The sequence below is a fragment of the Bacillus sp. FSL K6-1145 genome (assembly GCF_038003425.1).
GTDB classification, from domain to species: domain Bacteria; phylum Bacillota; class Bacilli; order Bacillales; family Bacillaceae; genus Bacillus; species Bacillus pumilus.
In genome coordinates this window covers 871,064-890,188 of sequence record NZ_JBBOPC010000001.1, presented here as the reverse complement: position 1 = coordinate 890,188, position 19,125 = coordinate 871,064, and the positions used below count along the sequence as shown (strand labels likewise).

Below are 19,125 nucleotides of genomic sequence, written 5' to 3'. Positions count from 1 at the left end.
CGTATACTTTGTATGATTGTTCCTAAGCATGACAACTAGGAGGTAATCAATTGGACACTGGTACTCATGTAGTAATGGGCATTTCTCTTGGGGGACTTGCACTTTTAGATCCAGCCGTCAGCGCAGATCCACACATGGCACACGCCGTGATGATCGCGACCATCGCCGGCTCCCAAGCACCAGACATTGATACTGTGCTAAAACTTAAAAATAATGCGGTTTATATAAGAAATCACCGAGGATTTACACATTCCATTCCGGCTGTACTGTTTTGGTCATTGCTGATTCCGGCTGTGATTTTCCCATTTGTGCCAGGGGCGAATTTACTTCACCTCTGGTTATGGACCCTATTAGCCGTTGTGCTTCATGTGTTTGTCGATATTTTCAATGCATATGGCACGCAGGCCATTCGTCCATTTTCGAAGAAGTGGGTAGCGCTTGGGATCATTAATACGTTTGATCCGTTTATCTTTTTTACACACCTTGTCGCCATTGTCGTATGGGCGATTGGCGGGCATCCCGGCTATACGTTCATTACGCTGTATGCGGTGATTTTTTGTTACTATATCGTCAGGGTGATCATGCAGCTTCAGATTAAACATCAGCTGCGTGCACAATTCGATGAAATTGAAGAGATTATTATTTCGCCTACAATGAAGTTCAGACAATGGCGCATTGCCGTGAAATGTAAATCCTCTTTCCATGTTGGGCGCAGTATGAATGGAGAGGTTGTCATTTTAGACACCTTTAACCGGGTGCCGGTCCCTGACACAGAAATTATGAAAATTGCCAAGCAAGATGAAAACATTTCAGCCTTTCTCTCCTTCTCCCCTGTCTACCGGTGGGAAGTAGATAAATACAAGGATCATTATGAAGTGCGGTTCATTGATTTGCGCTACCGCAGCAAAGGTCACTATCCTTTTGTCGCGATCTGCCATATCGACATGGACCACCAAATCAAAAATTCCTATACCGGCTGGATTTTCAGTGAAGAAAAACTGCAAAAAAAATTAAGACTCGGCTCTGTGTGAGCGAGTCTTTTTTGTGCTTAAAACTCTTACAACTTCGTCATATATTCCACAATAAACTCCCAAAATCCAGGTCCTTCTTGGTAAATCAGCCGGTCTATTTTTTCGATGAGTTTGATATAGAGTTCTTGTTCGAGGTCTTCTCTTTCTTGATATGCCGTGTTTTGTAGTTTCTTTTTGATCATGGGTGTGAAGGTTTCAATGAGTTCTTCCATTTCTCCATTGGTCATTTTGTCTTCGTGCACGGACATCTCCCCCTGTTTCTTCTTTTAGTTTGTTGAGCGCTTTTTTGTGAATGTTTGAGATGTTTTGTCTCGTTTCGCCTAGCCGATCGGCTATTTCTTTCATTGTTTGACCTTCAACATAAATATGGGTTAAGACCATTTTTTGTTTGTCTGTGAGCTGCTGGTAGGCCTTGTACAATCTTTGATCTTGCAGGTGCTCCCCTAGGTCTTGCTGGTTGAAGAGCACAGCTTCATACGTATCTGTTTGAACAGGATCTTTCACTTCTTGCGTATCAGGATGATCGAGGATGAGCGGAAAACGCTGCTGCTTTTTTTTGACTCGTTTGTCAAAGTCGACTGAAAAGATGCGGATCATTGTGGAAATATACTTGATGATGCGGATTTTTTGATAAAACTGCTTGAACTCGGAATCTAGTTTTTTCGCATTTTCTTCGTTTGGCTCTTCCATGACTTGCTTAAGCAGCTGCTGGTTTTCAGGGTTACTTAAAAATTGCTGAATGAGCGGGTGATCAACGATTTCATTCCATTTTGCTTTCAATAACAGCCGATAATCCATGTGCATCCTCCCCTTTGTTCTCTCTACTTGCATTAAGTGGACAAAAGTTAAAAAAAGTAAACTTTGTAAAACGGGTCTAATGGTTCATTTTCTCCCCCTTTGATTTCCTATTTCTTCTTTCATACCACTTATAAAGATGACGAGCATCCGCTGGGAGGTGAGACAAATGGAGACCTTTTTTTCGGAGGAATGGCTGAAGCAGCTCGGTCAGGCTGGCTTTCCTGCCATTTTGACGGTTTATTTGCTGACACGTTTTGAACGAAAGTTTGATGAATTAAGCAAGCTCATCCAACGATTGGTCGCTGTTCAAAAAAATGATGAATCAGATTGACATCTTCTTGATTCGTTTCACCTTATGAAAACGAGGGCGAAATGAAAGGCCTTTTGTCACCTCACACAATACGATGTTGAAAGGGGATTTTATCATGAGTGAAAAGCAAAATGGTGTACCACAGCCGATTCGAGGAGAAAAAGGAGCAACGGTCAAAATTCCACGTAATCTCGAGCGGGACAGACAAAACCCAGATATGCTCACGCCGCCAGAAACCGATCATGGAACGGTTCCCAACATGAAATATTCTTTTTCTGATACACATAACCGTTTAGAAAAAGGCGGCTATGCCCGCGAGGTAACGGTGCGTGAACTGCCAATTTCTAAAAGTCTTGCCTCTGTGAACATGCGGCTAAAGCCTGGTGCAATTCGCGAGTTGCACTGGCATAAGGAAGCGGAATGGGCGTACATGATTTATGGGGAAGCACGAATTACATCGGTTGATGCAGAGGGACGGAATTTTACAGAGGATGTGACTGAGGGAGATTTATGGTACTTCCCTTCCGGCTTGCCGCACTCTATTCAAGCACTTGAACCGGGAGCTGAGTTCTTGCTTGTGTTTGATGATGGTTCCTTCTCTGAAAATAGTACGTTCCAAGTGACTGATTGGCTTGCCCATACGCCAGAGGAAGTTGTGCTCCAAAACTTTGGAATGACAAAGGAGCAATTTGAAAAACTGCCAGAGAAAGAGAAGTATATTTTCCAAAAAGGAATTCCTGGTTCCCTTGAGTGTGACAAGGTGAAAACAGAGCAAGGAGAAGTCCCGAACTCCTTTAAATATGAGCTGTTAAAGCAAGAGCCGATTACGTCAAGCGGGGGACAAGTGTGGATTGCGGATTCTACCAATTTCAAAGCCTCTAAAACGATTGCCTCTGCTCTTGTGAAAGTTGATCCAGGTGCCATTCGTGAGCTGCACTGGCACCCAAATACGGATGAATGGCAATATTTCATATCTGGAAAGGCACGAATGACGGTCTTTGCTTCTGATGGACATGCGAGAACCTTTAACTATCAGGCGGGAGACGTTGGCTATGTGCCATTTGCGATGGGGCATTATGTAGAAAATACAGGTGACGAACCACTTTATTTCTTAGAAATCTTCAAGAGCGACCATTATGCAGATATCTCACTGAATCAGTGGCTTGCAGTCACACCGAAACAGCTTGTTCTTGATCATTTAGATCAAGGTGAAGAATTCTTGAAATTGCTTGATACTGAAAAACACCCTGTCATCGCTGCGACTAAAAAAGAGGATTAATTCCACCTTCCTGCAAAAAGGCTGTCCTTTTTGCAGGTATCTTCATGTAAAGGAGTGTTGTTTACCCATGCAACAATCTGTTCACGCTTTATGGCAAGGGCTGAAATGGCTGATGGCGATATCAGCTATCTGTTACATATTTTTGTTGTTTTGTGTGCTGTTCTTTCATTTGACCGGTGCTTTTTATCAATCGATTTTATCGCTGCTACTGTTTATGGGCATCTATGTTGTACTCGGGATCTCTTTTGAACATCTGGAACACGTGCTCATACGGTTTGTTCGAAAATGCCGGTCCAAAAAACGATCCATCGTTTTCTATGCCGTTTTACTTCACCTTTTGTTTATTTGGGGTGCTGTCTATGTATCAGACGAATTGGTTGACGGCATTTTGCTGAATACTTCTGAAGAAATTCTCTTTGCGCTAAGTCTTTGGCTATTTCATTTTTTATTTGATTATGCGACGTTTCCATTTGAGAAAGAAGCTTCGTGACTCTCTATCGTCTTTTTGTAGAGAGCGCTTGTTTGACCTGCTCCATATGATGAAGATCATGCTTAATTAAACCTTGAAAATAACTTGATAACGTCAGCTCGGTTTGACCGATCAGAAAGGGTGTAGTCCAGCGAGATGCTTCGATTTTCTTCATTTCTTGAAGCAATTCTGTTCTGATAGCAAAAAATCGCCCGATCGTCTCGCTTCTCTCTTCGTGTCTTGCCCTTTCGGCTGACTGTATATTCATTTCATGCACATCAGGTGCCTTACATAACGCCCGATCGTTCCAAAATTCCTTTAGGCGATCATGTAAAATAAATTCATCCCACGGAACAAAATGTGCGATGATCTCAGCAATACTCCACTTCCCATCAGCAATGGCGCGGCGCCATTCTTTGTCTGTTAATTCCGTTAGCGATTGTACCCATTCAAGGGTGTGTTCATAGTGTTTTATCACGGTGTCTTTGTTCATGTTTTTAAAAGAAGTTGATTAGAAATTGGTTAGTTTCATTCTTGCGAAATCATTTATAACATATTATCATATACTTTAATTACCAAATGAAGAGGGGGAATTGTGATACGCTGTCCTATATGAAAAAGCTTATTTTTTTGCACTAAAATAAACCGACTGGTCTGTTTATAAAAGAGGAGGGGAAATAATGAAATCTCAACATGTGATCATTATCGGCAGTGGTGTAGCAGGATTGGCTACTTCTTTATTTTTAAAAAAGGCTGGGATGGAAAGTACGATTTATGAAAGCAGGTCAGATGAAGAATTAGAAACAGGAGCAGGTTTTTTACTGTCTCCGAATGGGGTAAAGATTTTGGATGAAATCGGGTGTAAAAATGAAGTGATAGCAAATGCAACAGTGATAAAGAAGATCCAGCAAATAAACAGTGAAAATGAAGTAGAAGCGATCTTTCACAATTATAGTGAAAAATATTATGATGCCCCTTTACTGAACGTCATGAGAGACCAAATCATCAAATCACTTTTAAAAGAAGTTCACCGTCAAGGAATAGAAGTGAAATACAACAAAAAGTTAACCTCGATCAAACAGCAGCCTCATTCCGTTCAGGTTCTTTTTGAAGATGAAACTGAGATAACAGGTGATATTGTAATAGGAGCAGATGGAACTTTTTCGAAAACAAGAGAGGCTGTTGCGTTTAATGCTAAATTAGACTATAGCGGTTTTTGGGGACTGCAAGGAGTATCGTTTGTGAAAGATTTTGTATTGGATGAGGCAACAAGTTATTTTTACAATGACGGAAACTTTCAATTCATTTTTGGAAAAGCGCATCCAACAAATAAAATGAATATTTTATGGCAAGCTTTCTCTCAGTGTCCTGAGAAGTTACCTACAAAACATTTTGAGAAAGCCAATAAAGAAACCATTCGACAGTTATTATATAAACAAATGGAACATTGGAACATTCCTAAACACCTATCTGACATCATCGATCATACAGACATGTTCTTTCCAAGAAGTATCTATGAAATAAAGGATCTTCCTGTGTGGTCAAAAGGACGAGTTGTTCTTATAGGTGATGCTGTACATACAGCAAATCCTTTTGTTGGTCAAGGAGCATCGTATAGTCTAGAAGATGCCATGGTCTTAGCAAAGATGCTAAGGGATCATGATGATCGAGATGCGTTCTATTATTATGAAAAGGATCGAAGAAAGAGGACAGAAGAATTGAACGCGCTACTTCAGCACATAAGTATTCAAAACGATATTGATAAAAAAATGAACGAATACACGATTGAATGGGATGAAGAAACTTACGTATAAGATGAAAGATAAAAAAACACCACTTATGATGAAAAGTGGTGTTTCTTGTGTTGTCTCCGTGCATATAGGATCGCCCCAATCAAACTGACGAGTGAAATTAACGCAAGAATTCTGATATAAGGCGGATAGTAGGTTAGCACAATCTCGTTTTTCCCTTTTTCTATTGGAAAACCAATAAAAGTGTAGTTGGCTTTTTCAATATCGGTTTGGTGTCCGTTCACCGTGAGCTCCCAGCCTTTTTCATATGGAACAGGCAGAATCATGTAGTCATCACCGCGCTTGTTATCATACGAAATCGTAAAGCGGTTATTTTTTAGTTTTACCTGCTGGTTGCCATCATCCTGTTTTTCTTTTTCATATGCTTTCTCTAGGACGCGATAAGGCTCTTGATACAGCTTCAGTTGATTGAGCTCGTATGTCCCTTTTGGTACTCGAATGGAGAGGATCTTTTCCGCTGGGACCCGAATCGTCACTTCATTGACACCTGTTTTGTAGATGGATGTATTGCTTTTTCTTGATGTGACATAGTCGTCAACGGATAACTGAAATCCTTCGTTACGGTCGGTCCGCTTCACATAAAAGCTCACATACACATCCCCAGCGCGAGCGATGTCATCTGGAAGTGTGATATTCAGACCGCCCATTTCTCCGTATACATCAAGCACGCCATGTTCGTATACAGCTTGTTCCGTATGAATATTCGTATCTTTGAGTCGATCTGCTGCGTGCTCGATTTCAGCGTTTCCTTTTTTGTCTAAAATGACGCCTTGCAGCATCGCATGCTCTTTATCAAGTGCTGAGGCATCCTTTAAGGATTGTTCTGAATAAACGGTGCTCGTTGTTCTTGCAAATGGCAGTGACCGAGTATTTTCATATACCTCATAATGCTCACTTTTCAAGATTGGCTTAAAATAAGCTGGTGGTGAGTAAGGTATCATGCTGTTTCTCATATAATACTTTCCGTAGGTCAAGCTGTATAAATTCGCCCTGTCCCCCATTGTTGCATACCGGCTGACACTTTCCCGTCCCATATCGATTTGCAGGTCATTCCAATAGAAATTGAGCAAATGCTGATTCAATATACTTGAATACACACTCATGCCTTGAAAGCCTTCAAATAATGGGGTATTGTTGCGCACGCCATTCATCCAATCAATCCGAGCGAGCGGATCTTTTGAGCGGCTTTGAATTTGCTGGATCAGCTTCATTTGTTCATGGCCAGCATATGCCTCACTATTCAGATACGTATCTGATACGCTCTTAATATTGCTTCTTTCAGATAAGTATCCCTGCTGATACACGCCTGCTGTCAGTAGGCTAATGGCAATAAGTACTGCTGAAAAGAGACGAAGGTGCTGACGTTTTTCGGCATGCATCCATAGGAAGAACAAGCTGATCACAACCAGTCCTATGCCTGTAAACACAACGACATCCATGTTTCCCTTTGCTCGTTCTGAAAGAGCGACTGCGAGAAGGAATACAATCCAAGCGCCTAAGACCGCACGCTTTTTCCACTTCCACTCGATTTGTGAGAAATGCTTGATCGTAATGGCAACGACCGCTCCAACTGTAAAGGCAAGAATGTATTCAAATCTGTACTGCGGTGCTGAAAAACCATTAAACACGCTCGCCATCTTTGGACTGTAGTGAAAAACAATGAGCAGAACGCTGATCGATGTAAACATGAAAAACCACCTGTTCCGGTAAAGCGGAACGAGGAACATACAAATGAGAAAGATCACAGGTAATAAATACACTCTGCTCGTAAACAGCAGATGATCATGCAGCTCGAACCAAGGAATCGCCTGTTCATACGGCGGTCTTATATTGTTAAGAAAGCCATAAACAGACGGGATAAAAAAGGCGGCACTGATCCCAAAGGATAACAGTGTAGAGATCGCAAGCGTCCAAAACACCTTCCACCCGCGCTCCTCACTTCGCAGCTTGATCATATATCTGAAGACAAGATATATCGCTAAAAAGATAAAGTGAATGTAAGCAAAGTAAAAGTTGTTGATCAGCATCAAACTGCAACTCGCAATAAACCAAGCGGGCTTACCCGTTTTGAATATCCGCTCAACCCCAAGCACAAGCAGCGGAAGCCACATCATGCTGTCGGTGAAAAATTCCCAAAACGTTTGATGCCGGAAATATACAATAGATAATCCATAAATTGCGGCACCTGTCAGTGCACCCAATCTATTTTGAACCATTGAAAGAAGCACACGGTAAGCGATGAAAAGAATAAGCGTCAGCTTGATTACACTCAGCCAAATCACGGCATTTGCCCAGAAATGAATGTCCGTTGACTGTATGAGATGGAGCGCATTCATCAGCCAGACGACAGCGACTGTCACCATAAAGACCGTCGACGTAGTGAAATAATACCCTAATTGCGTGTATGTACCGCCGCCTAGACCGAATTGATAGGAATAAAAGAAATTCCCTTTGACATATTCGTCGTAAAGCAGCTTTTTAAATGGGAGCATTTGCGAGATGCCATCCCCATCTCCTGTCATGTACCGGCCTTGCGTATATTCATATAAGAAAAAGGAGTGGCCTAATAATGCGAGAATGAGGCACATTCCAATGATTATCCATCTACGTTTCATCATCTAAATCCTTTCCACAAAAGATCCATTGTTCTTTGAAACAAAACAACCCAGCAAGCGATTCGTGCTTGCCGGTTATTTGACTCCACGTTATTTAAATAACTGTGTTAACACTCGGTCTTGTTCCTTTGAGCTTGTCTCTTGTTGCATGACATTTGATTCTTGGATCAAATAATGTGGCCTCTTTTTCGTTTCATAATAAATGCGGCCAATATATTCTCCAATCACACCTAGACTCAAAAGCTGGACACCTCCGAGGAAAAGCACAGCCGATATTAAAGTGAAATAACCAGGTACCATCACGCCCGTTCTGACGATTTGAATAAAGGTGGCAACGATGTAAATCAAAGAAAGGAATAAGATCAGTATGCCAGTATAAAAACAAATACGCAGCGGGCGGTTGTTAAAGGAAATGACGCCATCTATGCCATAGTTAAACAACTTCTTTAGTGACCATTTTGTATCACCATGCTGTCTTTCTACATTTTCATAATAGATGACCTTTTCTTCAAACCCAATCCAGCAAAAAAGCCCTTTTGAAAAACGATTTCCTTCTTTCAACTGAAGTAATGCATCAATTGCTTGGCGCGAAATTAAACGGAAATCTCCGACGCCATCACGCAAGTCCACTTCGACTACCTTGTTCATCACTTTATAGTACATGGATGATAAATATGAGCGAAGCTTGCTGTCTCCTTTACGGTTCCGTTTGGCAATGACTTGATGGTAGCCTTCTTCATATCCTCTGACGAAGTCCTGAATCAAATACGTTGGGTGCTGCAAGTCGGCGTCCATGATGATCGCAGCTACTCCCTTCGCATATTCAAGTCCTGCCAGAATAGCGGCTTCCTTCCCAAAGTTACGTGAGAAGGAAATGTATTTAACCTTTGCACTTTTGCGAGAGAGCTCTCTCATATATTGAAGTGTGTTGTCTTTGCTTCCATCATTCACAAAGATGATTTCAAAGTCATAATGAAAATCGCGAAACTCTTCCTCGAGTGCCTCAAAGATTCGTCTGATGTTTTCACCTTCATTGTAAGAAGGAATTATAACAGAGAGCAATTCTCGTTCCATATCGCACCTTCTCTTCACTTTTTTCACATAGTCTGATATGTTCATTATTCCTTTTTTGTCAGGAAACGAAACCCTTTTTTATTATCCATAAATTACATGTCTCTTTAATCGTTCCATTATATCAAAGTTTTATTTCCAGTGATTTTCAGTAAGATGAATTTAATGTAATTTTAAGTTTAACCATTGTAAAAAGCCTGTAATTTCGATCACAGACTGGGTATTGTATCATAAAATTGTTTACTCATTTATATATTTTCCTATTTCTTGAAAAAGATGAGGGGCACTTCTTTTAATGAAGCAGCCCTTTATTCTGCTCTTGTAGATGCTCGTTTGCCTTCGATTGTTTATTTTGGAATAAATGCAGCTGCGCACCGTAGCTCTCAATCCACTCTTGGACAATCCGTTCAGTTGTTTCCTGTCCTTTATACTTGTGGCCAGCCTTTGCATAGGTCGTTTCAAAATCACTCCATAGCAGCTCTACCCATGTACGTGCTTCATCATATGTCAGCATATTGTTTTTTTCCATCAGTTGTTCTGTTAATCGCTCAAAGTATTGTTCCATGTTGATTCCTCCTTCATCTAGCAGAAAGTGCCTTTTTAAAAAAACCTCTTTTTTCATATACTACCCTTACGTCTTCAAAAGACGCAAATGATTTGTATTGTTTGGAGGGAATCGAGATGCGTAATAAAGCAAAGGGCTTTCCAAATCAAGTGAATCACAAATTTGAAGGCGAGCCAGGCGCCACAGATGCTTATGCGTCTAAAAGGCCGAATGGTGAGACGAATACACGTCCACAGGAACGAATGAGGGCATCAGGGAAACGCTAATTTTTCCAAAGGGAGTGCTTGAGATATGAGTTCAAATGGGAAATCGTATATGGAAGACTTTGTTCAATTAAGGACAACCGCTTACCCTCAACCATGGGCGAATGCAAAGCATTCTGCCTCTCAGGTCAACGGAGAAACGCAGCAAACGCAGCACGACATCGTACTTCAGAACAACGTCCGTAAACAACGTTCGAAGTAAAGAAAAGGACTGATCTCTCGGATCAGTCCTTTTTCGTAAGCATTGAAATTGGCAGTGCATCTTCCTTATTTGGAGCTGATAATCTGTATCCCCACGCAAATACACCATTTAAATATTCCACATAAAACTCTTCGTCTGTATCTTTGATTTGATAAGTCGTTTTGGTTTGAATCAAGGCTGGATCTAATAAGTAGGCTTTTGCCATATCGATTTTCCGTTCTAAGACGGCATATTCATTCACAATGCCAAGCTGCTCAGCCTTACGTGCTTTTTCAGAAAGAGAGGCTATCTCCTGCTTCAATTCGTATTCCGTCATCTCACTATAACGTTTGTCCATCTGTCATTCCCCTTTGTCTAAAACGTGATCAATTGTGTCGAGATCAAAGCCTTTTCTGAATAAAAATTGCTTCACCTTCATCTTCTTTTCAAATGATCCGTCGTATCCTACCTTGCGTTTTGCCTTCTCCATCATATAAAGGAGCGCTTCTTCTTCCTTTTCCTCTTCTTGTCCATCATAGGCTTCTTGAAGGGCTTTATCAATGATCTCAAACGAAAATCCTTTTCGTTGCAGCTGCAGCTTGATGCGCTGCTCGATCTCTTTTGCGGAACGATTTTTTTCTTTTCTCACAAGCTTCTGAACCTGCTTCACAGCTTCCTCCAGCTGTAAGTCATCAGGATATTGCGATAGTGCTTGTTCAATGTTGTCATCATCTATCCCTTTGAGCTTTAGCTCTTTTTTCAGGACGGACGGCCCTTTGCTGTTCGTTTTACGGTGGGTGCTGACATAGGCTTCCGCAAATTCAAGATCATTTACATACTTGTATTGCTTTAATTTGTGTATAATTTCACTAATAGCAGGTGCCGGGATTTCTTTTTTCGTCAAATAATCGGTTACTTCTTTCACCGATCTCATTCGGTATGATAAATAATCGACGGCCTGCTGAAATCCTTTTTTCACAGCATCACCGAATTGAATTTCGATGATATCTGCTTCGTCCAGCTCTTTCCCTTTTTTCAAATCGTGCTGGACGAGCACATCTAGATCAACGCTAAAGGCGTATTTTTCATCTAGAAAAATGTTCACCCGCTCTGTATTGTTTTTCTGAGCGGAGATTTTTGTAATATAGGGCATCCTGTGATCACTCCTTTTTTAAAACAGTCAGGATGTTTCTTCTGATTCAAAATCGTGAAAGATATAGGTATGTATATGAGAGGAGAGATGTCAATTGAATATCGCCATCACCGGAGGAACCGGTTTTATCGGCCAGCACGTCACGAAAGTGCTCGCTGCTGAAGGACATCATCTATATATTTTAACAAGAAATCCAAAGGAATCCGAACAAAATCATTTACACTATGTGCAGTGGCTGACAGAAGGTGCTGCGCCTGAGCATGAATTGCCTGCGATTGATGTCTGGATTAACCTTGCTGGAAAATCCATTTTCACCCGCTGGACAGACAAGGCAAAAGAAGGCATCCTCTCTAGCCGTATTCAATCCACACAAGAAGTGAGACGCATTATAGAAGTGCAGGAATCGAAACCATCTGTGCTCATTCAAGCAAGTGCTGTCGGAATTTATGGCACGTCTCAAACAGGAGATTTTACAGAGGAATCACCTCCTGCGGATACTGATTTCTTAAGTCATACATCAAAGCGTTGGGAAGCTGAGGGGCAAAAAATTGAAGCACTCGGCATTCGTACGGTCTACACACGCTTTGGCGTCGTATTAGGGGAAAAAGGTACCCTACCACTGATGACCTTGCCATATAAACTATTTGCCGGCGGAACGATTGGCTCCGGCTCGCAATGGGTTTCATGGGTTCATGTCGAAGACGTAGCACATCTCATTGCTTATGCAATACACAATGTCGACATCTCAGGTCCACTCAATGTCACATCACCGAATCCTGTTCAAATGAAGCAGCTCGGACAAACGATTGCGTCTGCCCTTCACCGCCCCCACTGGCTGAAGGTCCCATCCTTTGTCATTCGAACGGCACTTGGCGAAATGTCATTACTTGTTTTAGAAGGTCAGCGTGCGCTGCCGAAGAAGGCATTGCTTTCTTCTTATGACTTTTTGCATCCTGAATTAAAAGAAGCGATTTTGCATTCAAAGGAATAATTTTTGTCAAAAACACCCATCCTATTAGAAATGAGATGAGGGGGCGATTTTGATGAAGAAAAAAGAACACCAGCCAACTTCAAAGCTGAAGAAAACCCAGGAAGTCCTGTATCAGCAGGAATTCAAAAAAGCGGAAAGAGCAGCAGAAAAAAGAAACAAATAAGATGGATATTCCACTCCAACAAGCACATAACTAAAGTGATCTTGTAAAGGAGGGAAAGGCTTTGAAAAAAGACCAACACCAAAAAGCCAATCACGAGCTTGCAGCACAAGAGTCGGATGGCGAATATGTTGAATTTTCCAAAGAACTTGCAGATCCGAATGACGTAAAAGCAATGGCACGTATGAAAGCAGCCGATCAGCGCGCCAAAAAACAATAAGTAAAAAAAGCAGACCCTTTTGCGGTCTGCTTTTCTTCTTTTATTGAATTTCAGTAAGAAGACTTGATGCTTTCTGACGTGATTTTTCCTCAGGCACCTCTTCTGGATAACCAATATGAAGGATGGCAGCAAACCGCTCGTTTTCCTTTAGGCCCATGTCCTGTTGAAAGCCTTTGTCGTATAAGATGCGGCCGCTCTTCCAGACCATACCGATTCCTTGATCCCAAGCAAGCAGCTGGAAGTTTTGAATGAGAGCACTCACAGCGGCAAAATCATCATTTCTCACCACTGGGTTCTCGTCTTCCTTTAACACCACAAGTAAAAGGGCTGGAACTTTTGAAAAGTAATCTCTATATTGATTGATCTTTTCTTCCTTTGCATCTGGATTGTTGCGCTTGAAAAACGCAATGAAGCGATCAATAAATGTCGCTTTCGCTTCCTCCGTCACCGCATATAGAAAGCGCCAAGGCTCCGTAATTTTATGATTCGGTGCATAGACCGCATCCTCTAATAACGGCTGAAGCTGCTCAATGGTCACCGGCGTTTCTTTAAATTTTCGAATAGATCGTCTATATCTGACAGCGTCTCGTACCGTTAACGCTTCTGTTTGTTGTTTGATTTCTGGCATATGTGTCATCCTTTCAATCAATCTTAATTGAAATTGATTCTCATTCACATTATAAACATCATTGCGAGCAGTTGCAAATGATGTTTCCCATCCCTTCTGCTAAAAAGTTGTTTGAGTTTTTCAAGTAATGTTACAATCATATTACGTTTTAAACAAATTTTGATAAAAAACCCAAGATGATGAAATAGGTTTAGTTATTCCCATTTTGTCTAATGCGGTTATTTTGTCAAAAGGCTTTCAAACCATGATTGGAAGGGAGGCTTCTGGATGGAATGAAAATCAATATCGGGCAAATCATTAAGCTCTACCGGTATAAACAAAATATGACCCAATCTGAATTGGCAGAAGGAATTTGTTCTGTCTCTCATTTAAGTAAAATCGAAAATGGCTCAAAGGAGGCCAATCAAGATACGATCAATTTACTGCTTGAACGACTTGGCATCAGTCAAGAAACGCTGTCACAAAAGGCGCGTCACCTGCTGTCACTCTTAGATGAGTTTCAAATGAATATGTATTTCTATGCACTCGATCAAGCTGAACAAAATGCAGAAATGATCATTCAGCACGAAGAACAGTTCTTTTCGCTAGATTTAGGCATTCAGTATCATTTGTCCCTATTTCAATTTTATTTATTATCGGACAAGCAGCCACTTGCCTTAAAAACACACCGCGTGCTTAAAAAGTTTGAAAAAACCTTTATTGAAACGGAAAAAGAAATATTTGAATATCTAGATGGCATTCATCTCATTACAAATGGTCAGTTTGAAGAAGGGATAAAGAAACTTGAGAGCTGCTTTTCTTACGCGTCTGTTGAACAAAGTGACCTGTATTATCACTATGCAAAAGCACTTGGAAACATGGGACTTCTTGGCGATGCGCTTGAAGCAACCCATCAAGCCATGGATTTATATAGACAAAAGAACAATTTCAAGCGGATCATTCACTGCACACTCATTCATGGCGTGATCTCACTGGAACTAAAAGCCTTTCAAACGGCGAAGAAATATTTAAAAGAAGTGATTTTGCACACGTCCCTTTATCCTGATGCCTATATTAAAATGACCGCTTATTTTTATTACGGGGTGCTCTTAAAACGGGAAGGCGATTTTTCTTCAGCTGTGCCTTATTTACTAGATTCACTCAATTACTTTAATCAAGAACAGATAGAAGACCGTTATTGTGAAACTCTGTATGAAATCGCGACCTTATATGCTGAATACGACCGCAAAAAGGCCCTTCCCTACATACATGAGCTGTTAAAACAGCCTCGTATTCAGCCAAACTGTTTATATATGATCAAAATCTATAAATTGATGATTGAGGAAAACCCTCTTGATTTGAAAACCTATTTGATCGAAGCAGCTCTTCCTTACTTTAAACAAAATGAGCTGCACAGTGAGTACTTGTTTGCTCTTAGAACCTTGCTTTCCTATGCGGGTTCTGAGCTTGACGAACGTACCTATATGTCCTACACGAGAACGCTGCTTCATCACCTTGCATCATATGTCCCCTATTACAAAAAAGCATGACCTTCTGCCGATCGAAGGTCATGCTTTTCCTATTCATTAAATGGTCTTCTGTTGATCTGTATCAGGACGGGTGACTTGTTTGACTGAATGAACATACCGTTTTCTCGCAAAGTAATCGTACGCATGCTGACCAAAGCCTAACCAAATGCTGAGCACGATGAATGGGATCGTTCCCCATAATGCAGGGATATTGCAAGCAATTTTCAGCCATGTATAGATCCCTGAGTTTTTTTGGTTTTTGGCTAAGGAAATTGACACGATTCGCTTTTCTGCCTTTTCTTCACTTATTTTGTTCAGTTTGAGCAATTGCGAGTGTCTAAAGGATTCAAAATGAATACGGTTCTTCCAATCGAGAGCTTTCAACAAGTCCATCGCTTTTGCACATGAAGGACTTTGCCCGTCATAAAACACAAGCAGCCTAAGTGATTTGATGGAACGCTGTTCTCTTTTTTTCGATTCAGCGAGCTTCTTTCTTTCTTGATCGAGATAAATGATTTTTTTCATAGATTGATCGCCAGCCCTTTTCCGTCATTTGTTTTTTAGTTCGTTCAAAGGAGATTACAACTAGATTACTATAGTTGCTGGGCCTCTTGTATTGGGAAAAAGCAAACCAACGTGCGTTATATGAGCCTTTAGATAAGGGCAAAATTAAGGTTTTCATGGCACATATGAGGTTTTTCAACTAAAAATGGTTGGGAAAATCGTGATGCGTTGCGGTTTTCTGCGGTTTTTTGTAGAATTCTGCGGTTTTTCTACATCTTTATGCGGTGTTTTGTAGGTGAAACGCAAAAACAAGATAAAAAAAGACTACTTCCCGTTGCGGCGAAGTAGTCTTTTGGTTTATATTTTTTCCAAAACTTCTACTATTTCTTTCTCAATATCTTTCCATAAGTAACGATCTGTCGTATAGTGATGTGCGGCTTCTTTCGCAAATACTTGAAAAGCTTCTTCAAAATCAGGTGCATCCTTGTCGGGTTTTTTCTCATCAACAAATCGCTGTGCTTCTGTTGAGCGTGGTCCCCATTTACCTACTTCATTCCCGTCCTGATCAATGATCACGATAATCGGAATCGATCTTGCGGTCCCGTTCGTTAAATACTGATCCATCAGGTCTAGATGCTCGTCCCGAATGAAATAGCGCGCATCAATGAGTGCTTCACTTGCAATACGCATGAAAATTGGTACATTGACCATCGCATCTCCGCACCAATCCGCTGTGATGACAAGCGCTCTGAGCTTTTTCTTTTGCAGCTTTTGAAGCAGCTCTTTTTCTTTTTGATGAATTGCGTACTGGTTGTACACCGTGAGTAGATTTTCTCGGTTTTTCTCCATGTTGTGTACATATGTACGTTCAGTTAATCCCTTTTTAAACCATTCATTTAATGTCATATTACATCCCCCTTACTCTTCAACTTTACCACTTTTGCTATTCTTTTGTCTAAAAAAACCTTCACCTAGTGAAAGGTAAAGGCTTTTCATCTATGGACGAAGGTTGCGATTTGGGTCCATCCCTATCAGCTTGGTGACAAGCACCATTGTGACAGGTAATGATGTATTCTTTTTATACGCTAAGTATTTTCCGCGCCATTCAGGTTTATATTTCTGTTTAAACGACCGTAATCCGCTGAAGCTGTACATAAATCTGACGTTGTTGAAAATAACACTCGCCAAACGCTCCGTGAGGAAGGACTGATGAAATGTTCCTACATTTGATAAAGGCGCCATTCCCATGTTAAAGGATTTGTAGCCTTTTTCTTTCGCCCATTGAAAAAGGTGGATAAACAGCGCATCCATCATCCCGTTCGGTGCATCATGCATATGACGCATTAGGTCGATGGAAATCTCCCCTTCTTGATACATCGGCATTAGTGATACAAAAGAAATGATTTCCCCTTGCTCATCCTTCAGAATCGCAATCGGTGCTTTTTGAAGATAATCTTCTTGAAAATAGCCGAGCGAAAACCCTTTTTCATTTTTCTTTCCGAGCCAGCTGTCAGAAATCTGTTTTAAGGTTGAGATGAGCTCATCTGAAAAAGGCGGTTCCAGCATTTCAAACGTATAGCCTTCTCGTTCAAACTTATTGGCCACAGCCCGTAAATTTGATTTTTTCTTACCGGAAAGAGAGAACGTTTCTAAATCGACCATGGCTTCTTCTCCAAGCTTAAAGAAGTGAAAGCCTAAGTCATGGTAGAGCGCCATCCCTTCCAGTTCTACTTGATAAAAAGCAACGCGATAGCCTGCTTTTTCTGTCTGCTGTAGAAACTCTTCAAGTACAAGTGGATAGGATGCTTTACGTCCGGATGGATCTCCAAGCACAATGACGCAGCGGCCAATGCGACCAAATTGAAGCATCGCCTCTCCATCACTTGAGAAAAATAATTTTTTATCGCCTAAAAAGCCAAGATGACTGAGGGCATTTCCGCCCTTTTCTTCTAAAAACGTTTTTAATTTTTCCTCATCTGCTTTTTCTCCAATCGGAAATGCTCTTTTATTAAAAATCAATCTGCTAATGAAGAAAAAAAGCGGTACACCTATGAGAGCAATCATGCTTGTCATTGTGATATGCCGTTCATTATGCACGAGGTAATCCCTACTCAAGAAATGTCCAATTTTTGTCCAAATAAAGTTGCCGATGACATTATAGTTAAACAGCACGAGTAAATATCCAGCGGCAGCCGCCACAAACTGATACAAGGAATAAGGGGCCTGCTGCTTCACAAATTGATTTCGAAGAGAGAAAAATACAGCCATGATGACTGGCAGTATAAAGATGAGACTCAGGTTAAATCCTTTTAACAAAGTAAACACAAAGCCGCCTGCTAGGGCGATCATCGTCAGCACGTACGATCTTTTTGTTCGTTTATACACTTCAATGGACAAAATCATCAGGATGATGCCGAACATTAAAGAAAGACCATTAAATCCTGATAATAGAAAGCGTGGAATGCTCGTAATCACGCCTAAACGATCGACAGGAAGCACAACAGACGCCATAATGAGCAAGCCGCTTCCAAAGGTTAAAATCGATAAAGATCCGTACAATAAACGGATTAATAAAGCACGGTGCAACACAATTAAGACGTTCGTTGTTTCTATGGCAGGTGCCATTCTCGGATTGCCTTCAAGGCGTCTTAGCGTCGTTCCCGTTAAATCGTAAGCAGCTAGACAAAGCCCAAGGATAAACGGGAAGATCGAGTACACGAAGCGGTACAAAACAAGCGCCGTCAGTACCATCTCTTTATCAAACCCAATGTACTGCATGCTCAGTAAAAAGATGAGGTCAAATGAACCAAATCCGCCCGGAACCATACTGATTAAACCGCCGATTGACGCAATCGCAAATACGCCTAATACAATCCGGACATCGACATTCATCCCCATAGAGACGACAGCCATGTACATGACGAGACCAGCTGCCAGCCATTCTAAAAACGATGCTCCGATATAAGCGTAAATCGGATGCTTCAGTCCGCTTTCACCGCTCTCAATCGAGCTTTTTCGTACGGACGCCATAATGATGTAAATGGGCACAATACAAGCAAAGATGATCACAAAGGCCCATAGCCACGGCTCTTGGCTAATAATACTTTCAACAGGAAGCACCCTCACCAAGATCAGATCACTGAAAATAGATAAGCCCAAAAGAACCGAGGAAGTCAAAAGGGCAATGCCTTTCAGCAGTTTTTTCGTATCGGTTATGTACTCCTTATATAGAAGTGTTCTAAGCCCTGCTCCTGATAGACCGCCGAACCCAAGGACACTGTTAAAGGAGTTCGCAATCCAAGAAATGCGAATCGTTTTCCAGCCGCTGATGGGCATATTCAGGCTTTTTCGTAAAATAAAATCATATAAGGACATCGATAACACTGCGACAAGTCCAAGAAAAACAAGAATAAACAAGTCCATCCGATTCAAGCTGTCAATGATATAAAACGTTTTTTTAATGGAAAGGCCGCTCAGTTCCTTTTTGGCGACGAAAATTAAGACAAGGATAATCACGATCGGAAAAAGCATTTTTAAGATCGTCATACCCGTTTTTTTGTTCCACATG

General features: G+C 41.1%; 23 protein-coding genes. 11 read left to right on the top strand and 12 right to left on the bottom strand.

What is annotated here, in order from left to right; all coding sequences use genetic code 11:
• Positions 1 to 50: 50 nt before the first annotated feature.
• A complete protein-coding gene (locus MHH41_RS04245; RefSeq protein ID WP_113768320.1) occupies positions 51 to 1,031 on the top strand; it encodes a metal-dependent hydrolase in 981 nt (326 codons plus the stop codon).
• A 26-nt stretch (positions 1,032 to 1,057) separates the two neighbouring features.
• On the opposite strand, the gene rsoA is transcribed toward MHH41_RS04245, so the two are convergent.
• Together rsoA and MHH41_RS04235 are read right to left on the bottom strand one after the other, a co-directional pair.
• A complete protein-coding gene (gene rsoA, locus MHH41_RS04240; RefSeq protein WP_029707333.1) occupies positions 1,058 to 1,279 on the bottom strand; it encodes a sigma-O factor regulator RsoA in 222 nt (73 codons plus the stop codon).
• Positions 1,227 to 1,829, bottom strand: a complete 603-nt coding sequence (locus MHH41_RS04235) for a sigma-70 family RNA polymerase sigma factor (RefSeq protein ID WP_340865763.1) — start codon at positions 1,827 to 1,829, stop codon at positions 1,227 to 1,229. Before MHH41_RS04235 ends, rsoA begins: the two co-directional genes overlap by 53 nt.
• A 166-nt stretch (positions 1,830 to 1,995) precedes the next feature.
• On the opposite strand from MHH41_RS04235, the gene MHH41_RS04230 reads away from it, so the two are divergent.
• The 3 genes from MHH41_RS04230 (at position 1,996) to MHH41_RS04220 (ending at position 3,908) form a co-directional block, all read left to right on the top strand.
• On the top strand, positions 1,996 to 2,160 hold the full coding sequence (locus MHH41_RS04230; protein WP_003217819.1) for a YvrJ family protein: 165 nt from the start codon (positions 1,996 to 1,998) through the stop codon (positions 2,158 to 2,160).
• 94 nt (positions 2,161 to 2,254) lie between these two features.
• Positions 2,255 to 3,418 carry an oxalate decarboxylase family bicupin gene (locus MHH41_RS04225; protein ID WP_061407145.1) on the top strand — a complete coding sequence of 388 codons (1,164 nt, stop codon included), beginning with the start codon at positions 2,255 to 2,257 and terminating at the stop codon, positions 3,416 to 3,418.
• A 67-nt stretch (positions 3,419 to 3,485) separates the two neighbouring features.
• Positions 3,486 to 3,908 (top strand): regulatory YrvL family protein, encoded by a 423-nt coding sequence (locus MHH41_RS04220; RefSeq protein WP_340865761.1) that lies wholly within the window; start codon positions 3,486 to 3,488, stop codon positions 3,906 to 3,908.
• A 4-nt stretch (positions 3,909 to 3,912) separates the two neighbouring features.
• On the opposite strand, the gene MHH41_RS04215 is transcribed toward MHH41_RS04220, so the two are convergent.
• On the bottom strand, positions 3,913 to 4,380 hold the full coding sequence (locus MHH41_RS04215; RefSeq protein ID WP_340865760.1) for a DinB family protein: 468 nt from the start codon (positions 4,378 to 4,380) through the stop codon (positions 3,913 to 3,915).
• 187 nt (positions 4,381 to 4,567) lie between these two features.
• Between MHH41_RS04215 and MHH41_RS04210 the strand changes: the two genes are divergently transcribed.
• Positions 4,568 to 5,701, top strand: coding sequence for an FAD-dependent oxidoreductase (locus tag MHH41_RS04210; protein ID WP_340865759.1), 1,134 nt, complete (start codon positions 4,568 to 4,570; stop codon positions 5,699 to 5,701).
• A 23-nt stretch (positions 5,702 to 5,724) separates the two neighbouring features.
• On the opposite strand, the gene MHH41_RS04205 is transcribed toward MHH41_RS04210, so the two are convergent.
• From MHH41_RS04205 to MHH41_RS04195, 3 genes are all read right to left on the bottom strand, one after another.
• On the bottom strand, positions 5,725 to 8,316 hold the full coding sequence (locus MHH41_RS04205) for a YfhO family protein (protein WP_340865758.1): 2,592 nt from the start codon (positions 8,314 to 8,316) through the stop codon (positions 5,725 to 5,727).
• 87 nt (positions 8,317 to 8,403) lie between these two features.
• Entirely contained in the window at positions 8,404 to 9,387 is a 984-nt protein-coding gene (locus MHH41_RS04200; protein ID WP_003217835.1) for a glycosyltransferase family 2 protein, read from the bottom strand.
• A gap of 289 nt (positions 9,388 to 9,676) precedes the next feature.
• The gene (locus MHH41_RS04195; protein WP_003217809.1) at positions 9,677 to 9,949 is read right to left on the bottom strand and encodes a YfhJ family protein; all 273 of its coding nucleotides are present in this window, start codon (positions 9,947 to 9,949) and stop codon (positions 9,677 to 9,679) included.
• A 116-nt stretch (positions 9,950 to 10,065) separates the two neighbouring features.
• Between MHH41_RS04195 and MHH41_RS04190 the strand changes: the two genes are divergently transcribed.
• Both MHH41_RS04190 and MHH41_RS04185 read left to right on the top strand, forming a co-directional pair.
• Positions 10,066 to 10,215 (top strand): small, acid-soluble spore protein K, encoded by a 150-nt coding sequence (locus MHH41_RS04190; RefSeq protein WP_003217849.1) that lies wholly within the window; start codon positions 10,066 to 10,068, stop codon positions 10,213 to 10,215.
• 25 nt (positions 10,216 to 10,240) lie between these two features.
• Positions 10,241 to 10,414, top strand: coding sequence for a YpzG family protein (locus tag MHH41_RS04185; protein WP_003217811.1), 174 nt, complete (start codon positions 10,241 to 10,243; stop codon positions 10,412 to 10,414).
• A gap of 22 nt (positions 10,415 to 10,436) precedes the next feature.
• Here the strand turns inward: MHH41_RS04185 and MHH41_RS04180 are convergent, their stop codons facing one another.
• Positions 10,437 to 10,751, bottom strand: a complete 315-nt coding sequence (locus MHH41_RS04180; protein WP_340865757.1) for a YfhH family protein — start codon at positions 10,749 to 10,751, stop codon at positions 10,437 to 10,439.
• 3 nt (positions 10,752 to 10,754) lie between these two features.
• Positions 10,755 to 11,546, bottom strand: coding sequence for a recombination regulator RecX (recX, locus tag MHH41_RS04175; protein ID WP_340865756.1), 792 nt, complete (start codon positions 11,544 to 11,546; stop codon positions 10,755 to 10,757).
• A gap of 94 nt (positions 11,547 to 11,640) precedes the next feature.
• Here recX and MHH41_RS04170 point away from each other — a divergent pair, with 94 nt between their 5' ends.
• From MHH41_RS04170 to MHH41_RS04160, 3 genes are all read left to right on the top strand, one after another.
• Positions 11,641 to 12,537 carry a TIGR01777 family oxidoreductase gene (locus MHH41_RS04170; RefSeq protein ID WP_340865755.1) on the top strand — a complete coding sequence of 299 codons (897 nt, stop codon included), beginning with the start codon at positions 11,641 to 11,643 and terminating at the stop codon, positions 12,535 to 12,537.
• Positions 12,538 to 12,589: 52 nt separating this feature from the next.
• Positions 12,590 to 12,700 carry a YfhE family protein gene (locus MHH41_RS04165; protein ID WP_017358836.1) on the top strand — a complete coding sequence of 37 codons (111 nt, stop codon included), beginning with the start codon at positions 12,590 to 12,592 and terminating at the stop codon, positions 12,698 to 12,700.
• 61 nt (positions 12,701 to 12,761) lie between these two features.
• Entirely contained in the window at positions 12,762 to 12,917 is a 156-nt protein-coding gene (locus tag MHH41_RS04160) for a YfhD family protein (protein ID WP_003217852.1), read from the top strand.
• A gap of 40 nt (positions 12,918 to 12,957) precedes the next feature.
• Here the strand turns inward: MHH41_RS04160 and MHH41_RS04155 are convergent, their stop codons facing one another.
• Positions 12,958 to 13,545, bottom strand: coding sequence for a nitroreductase family protein (locus MHH41_RS04155; RefSeq protein WP_003217860.1), 588 nt, complete (start codon positions 13,543 to 13,545; stop codon positions 12,958 to 12,960).
• A gap of 272 nt (positions 13,546 to 13,817) precedes the next feature.
• Between MHH41_RS04155 and MHH41_RS04150 the strand changes: the two genes are divergently transcribed.
• Positions 13,818 to 15,074 carry a transcriptional regulator gene (locus MHH41_RS04150; protein ID WP_253622812.1) on the top strand — a complete coding sequence of 419 codons (1,257 nt, stop codon included), beginning with the start codon at positions 13,818 to 13,820 and terminating at the stop codon, positions 15,072 to 15,074.
• Positions 15,075 to 15,110: 36 nt separating this feature from the next.
• Here MHH41_RS04150 and MHH41_RS04145 read toward each other — a convergent pair whose 3' ends face one another.
• From MHH41_RS04145 to mprF, 3 genes are all read right to left on the bottom strand, one after another.
• On the bottom strand, positions 15,111 to 15,578 hold the full coding sequence (locus MHH41_RS04145; RefSeq protein WP_050944749.1) for a thiol-disulfide oxidoreductase DCC family protein: 468 nt from the start codon (positions 15,576 to 15,578) through the stop codon (positions 15,111 to 15,113).
• A gap of 336 nt (positions 15,579 to 15,914) precedes the next feature.
• Complete coding sequence (locus MHH41_RS04140) at positions 15,915 to 16,463, bottom strand: thioredoxin family protein (protein WP_003217810.1); 549 nt, start codon at positions 16,461 to 16,463, stop codon at positions 15,915 to 15,917.
• Positions 16,464 to 16,553: 90 nt separating this feature from the next.
• Complete coding sequence (gene mprF, locus MHH41_RS04135) at positions 16,554 to 19,124, bottom strand: bifunctional lysylphosphatidylglycerol flippase/synthetase MprF (RefSeq protein ID WP_340865752.1); 2,571 nt, start codon at positions 19,122 to 19,124, stop codon at positions 16,554 to 16,556.
• Position 19,125 lies beyond the last annotated feature (1 nt).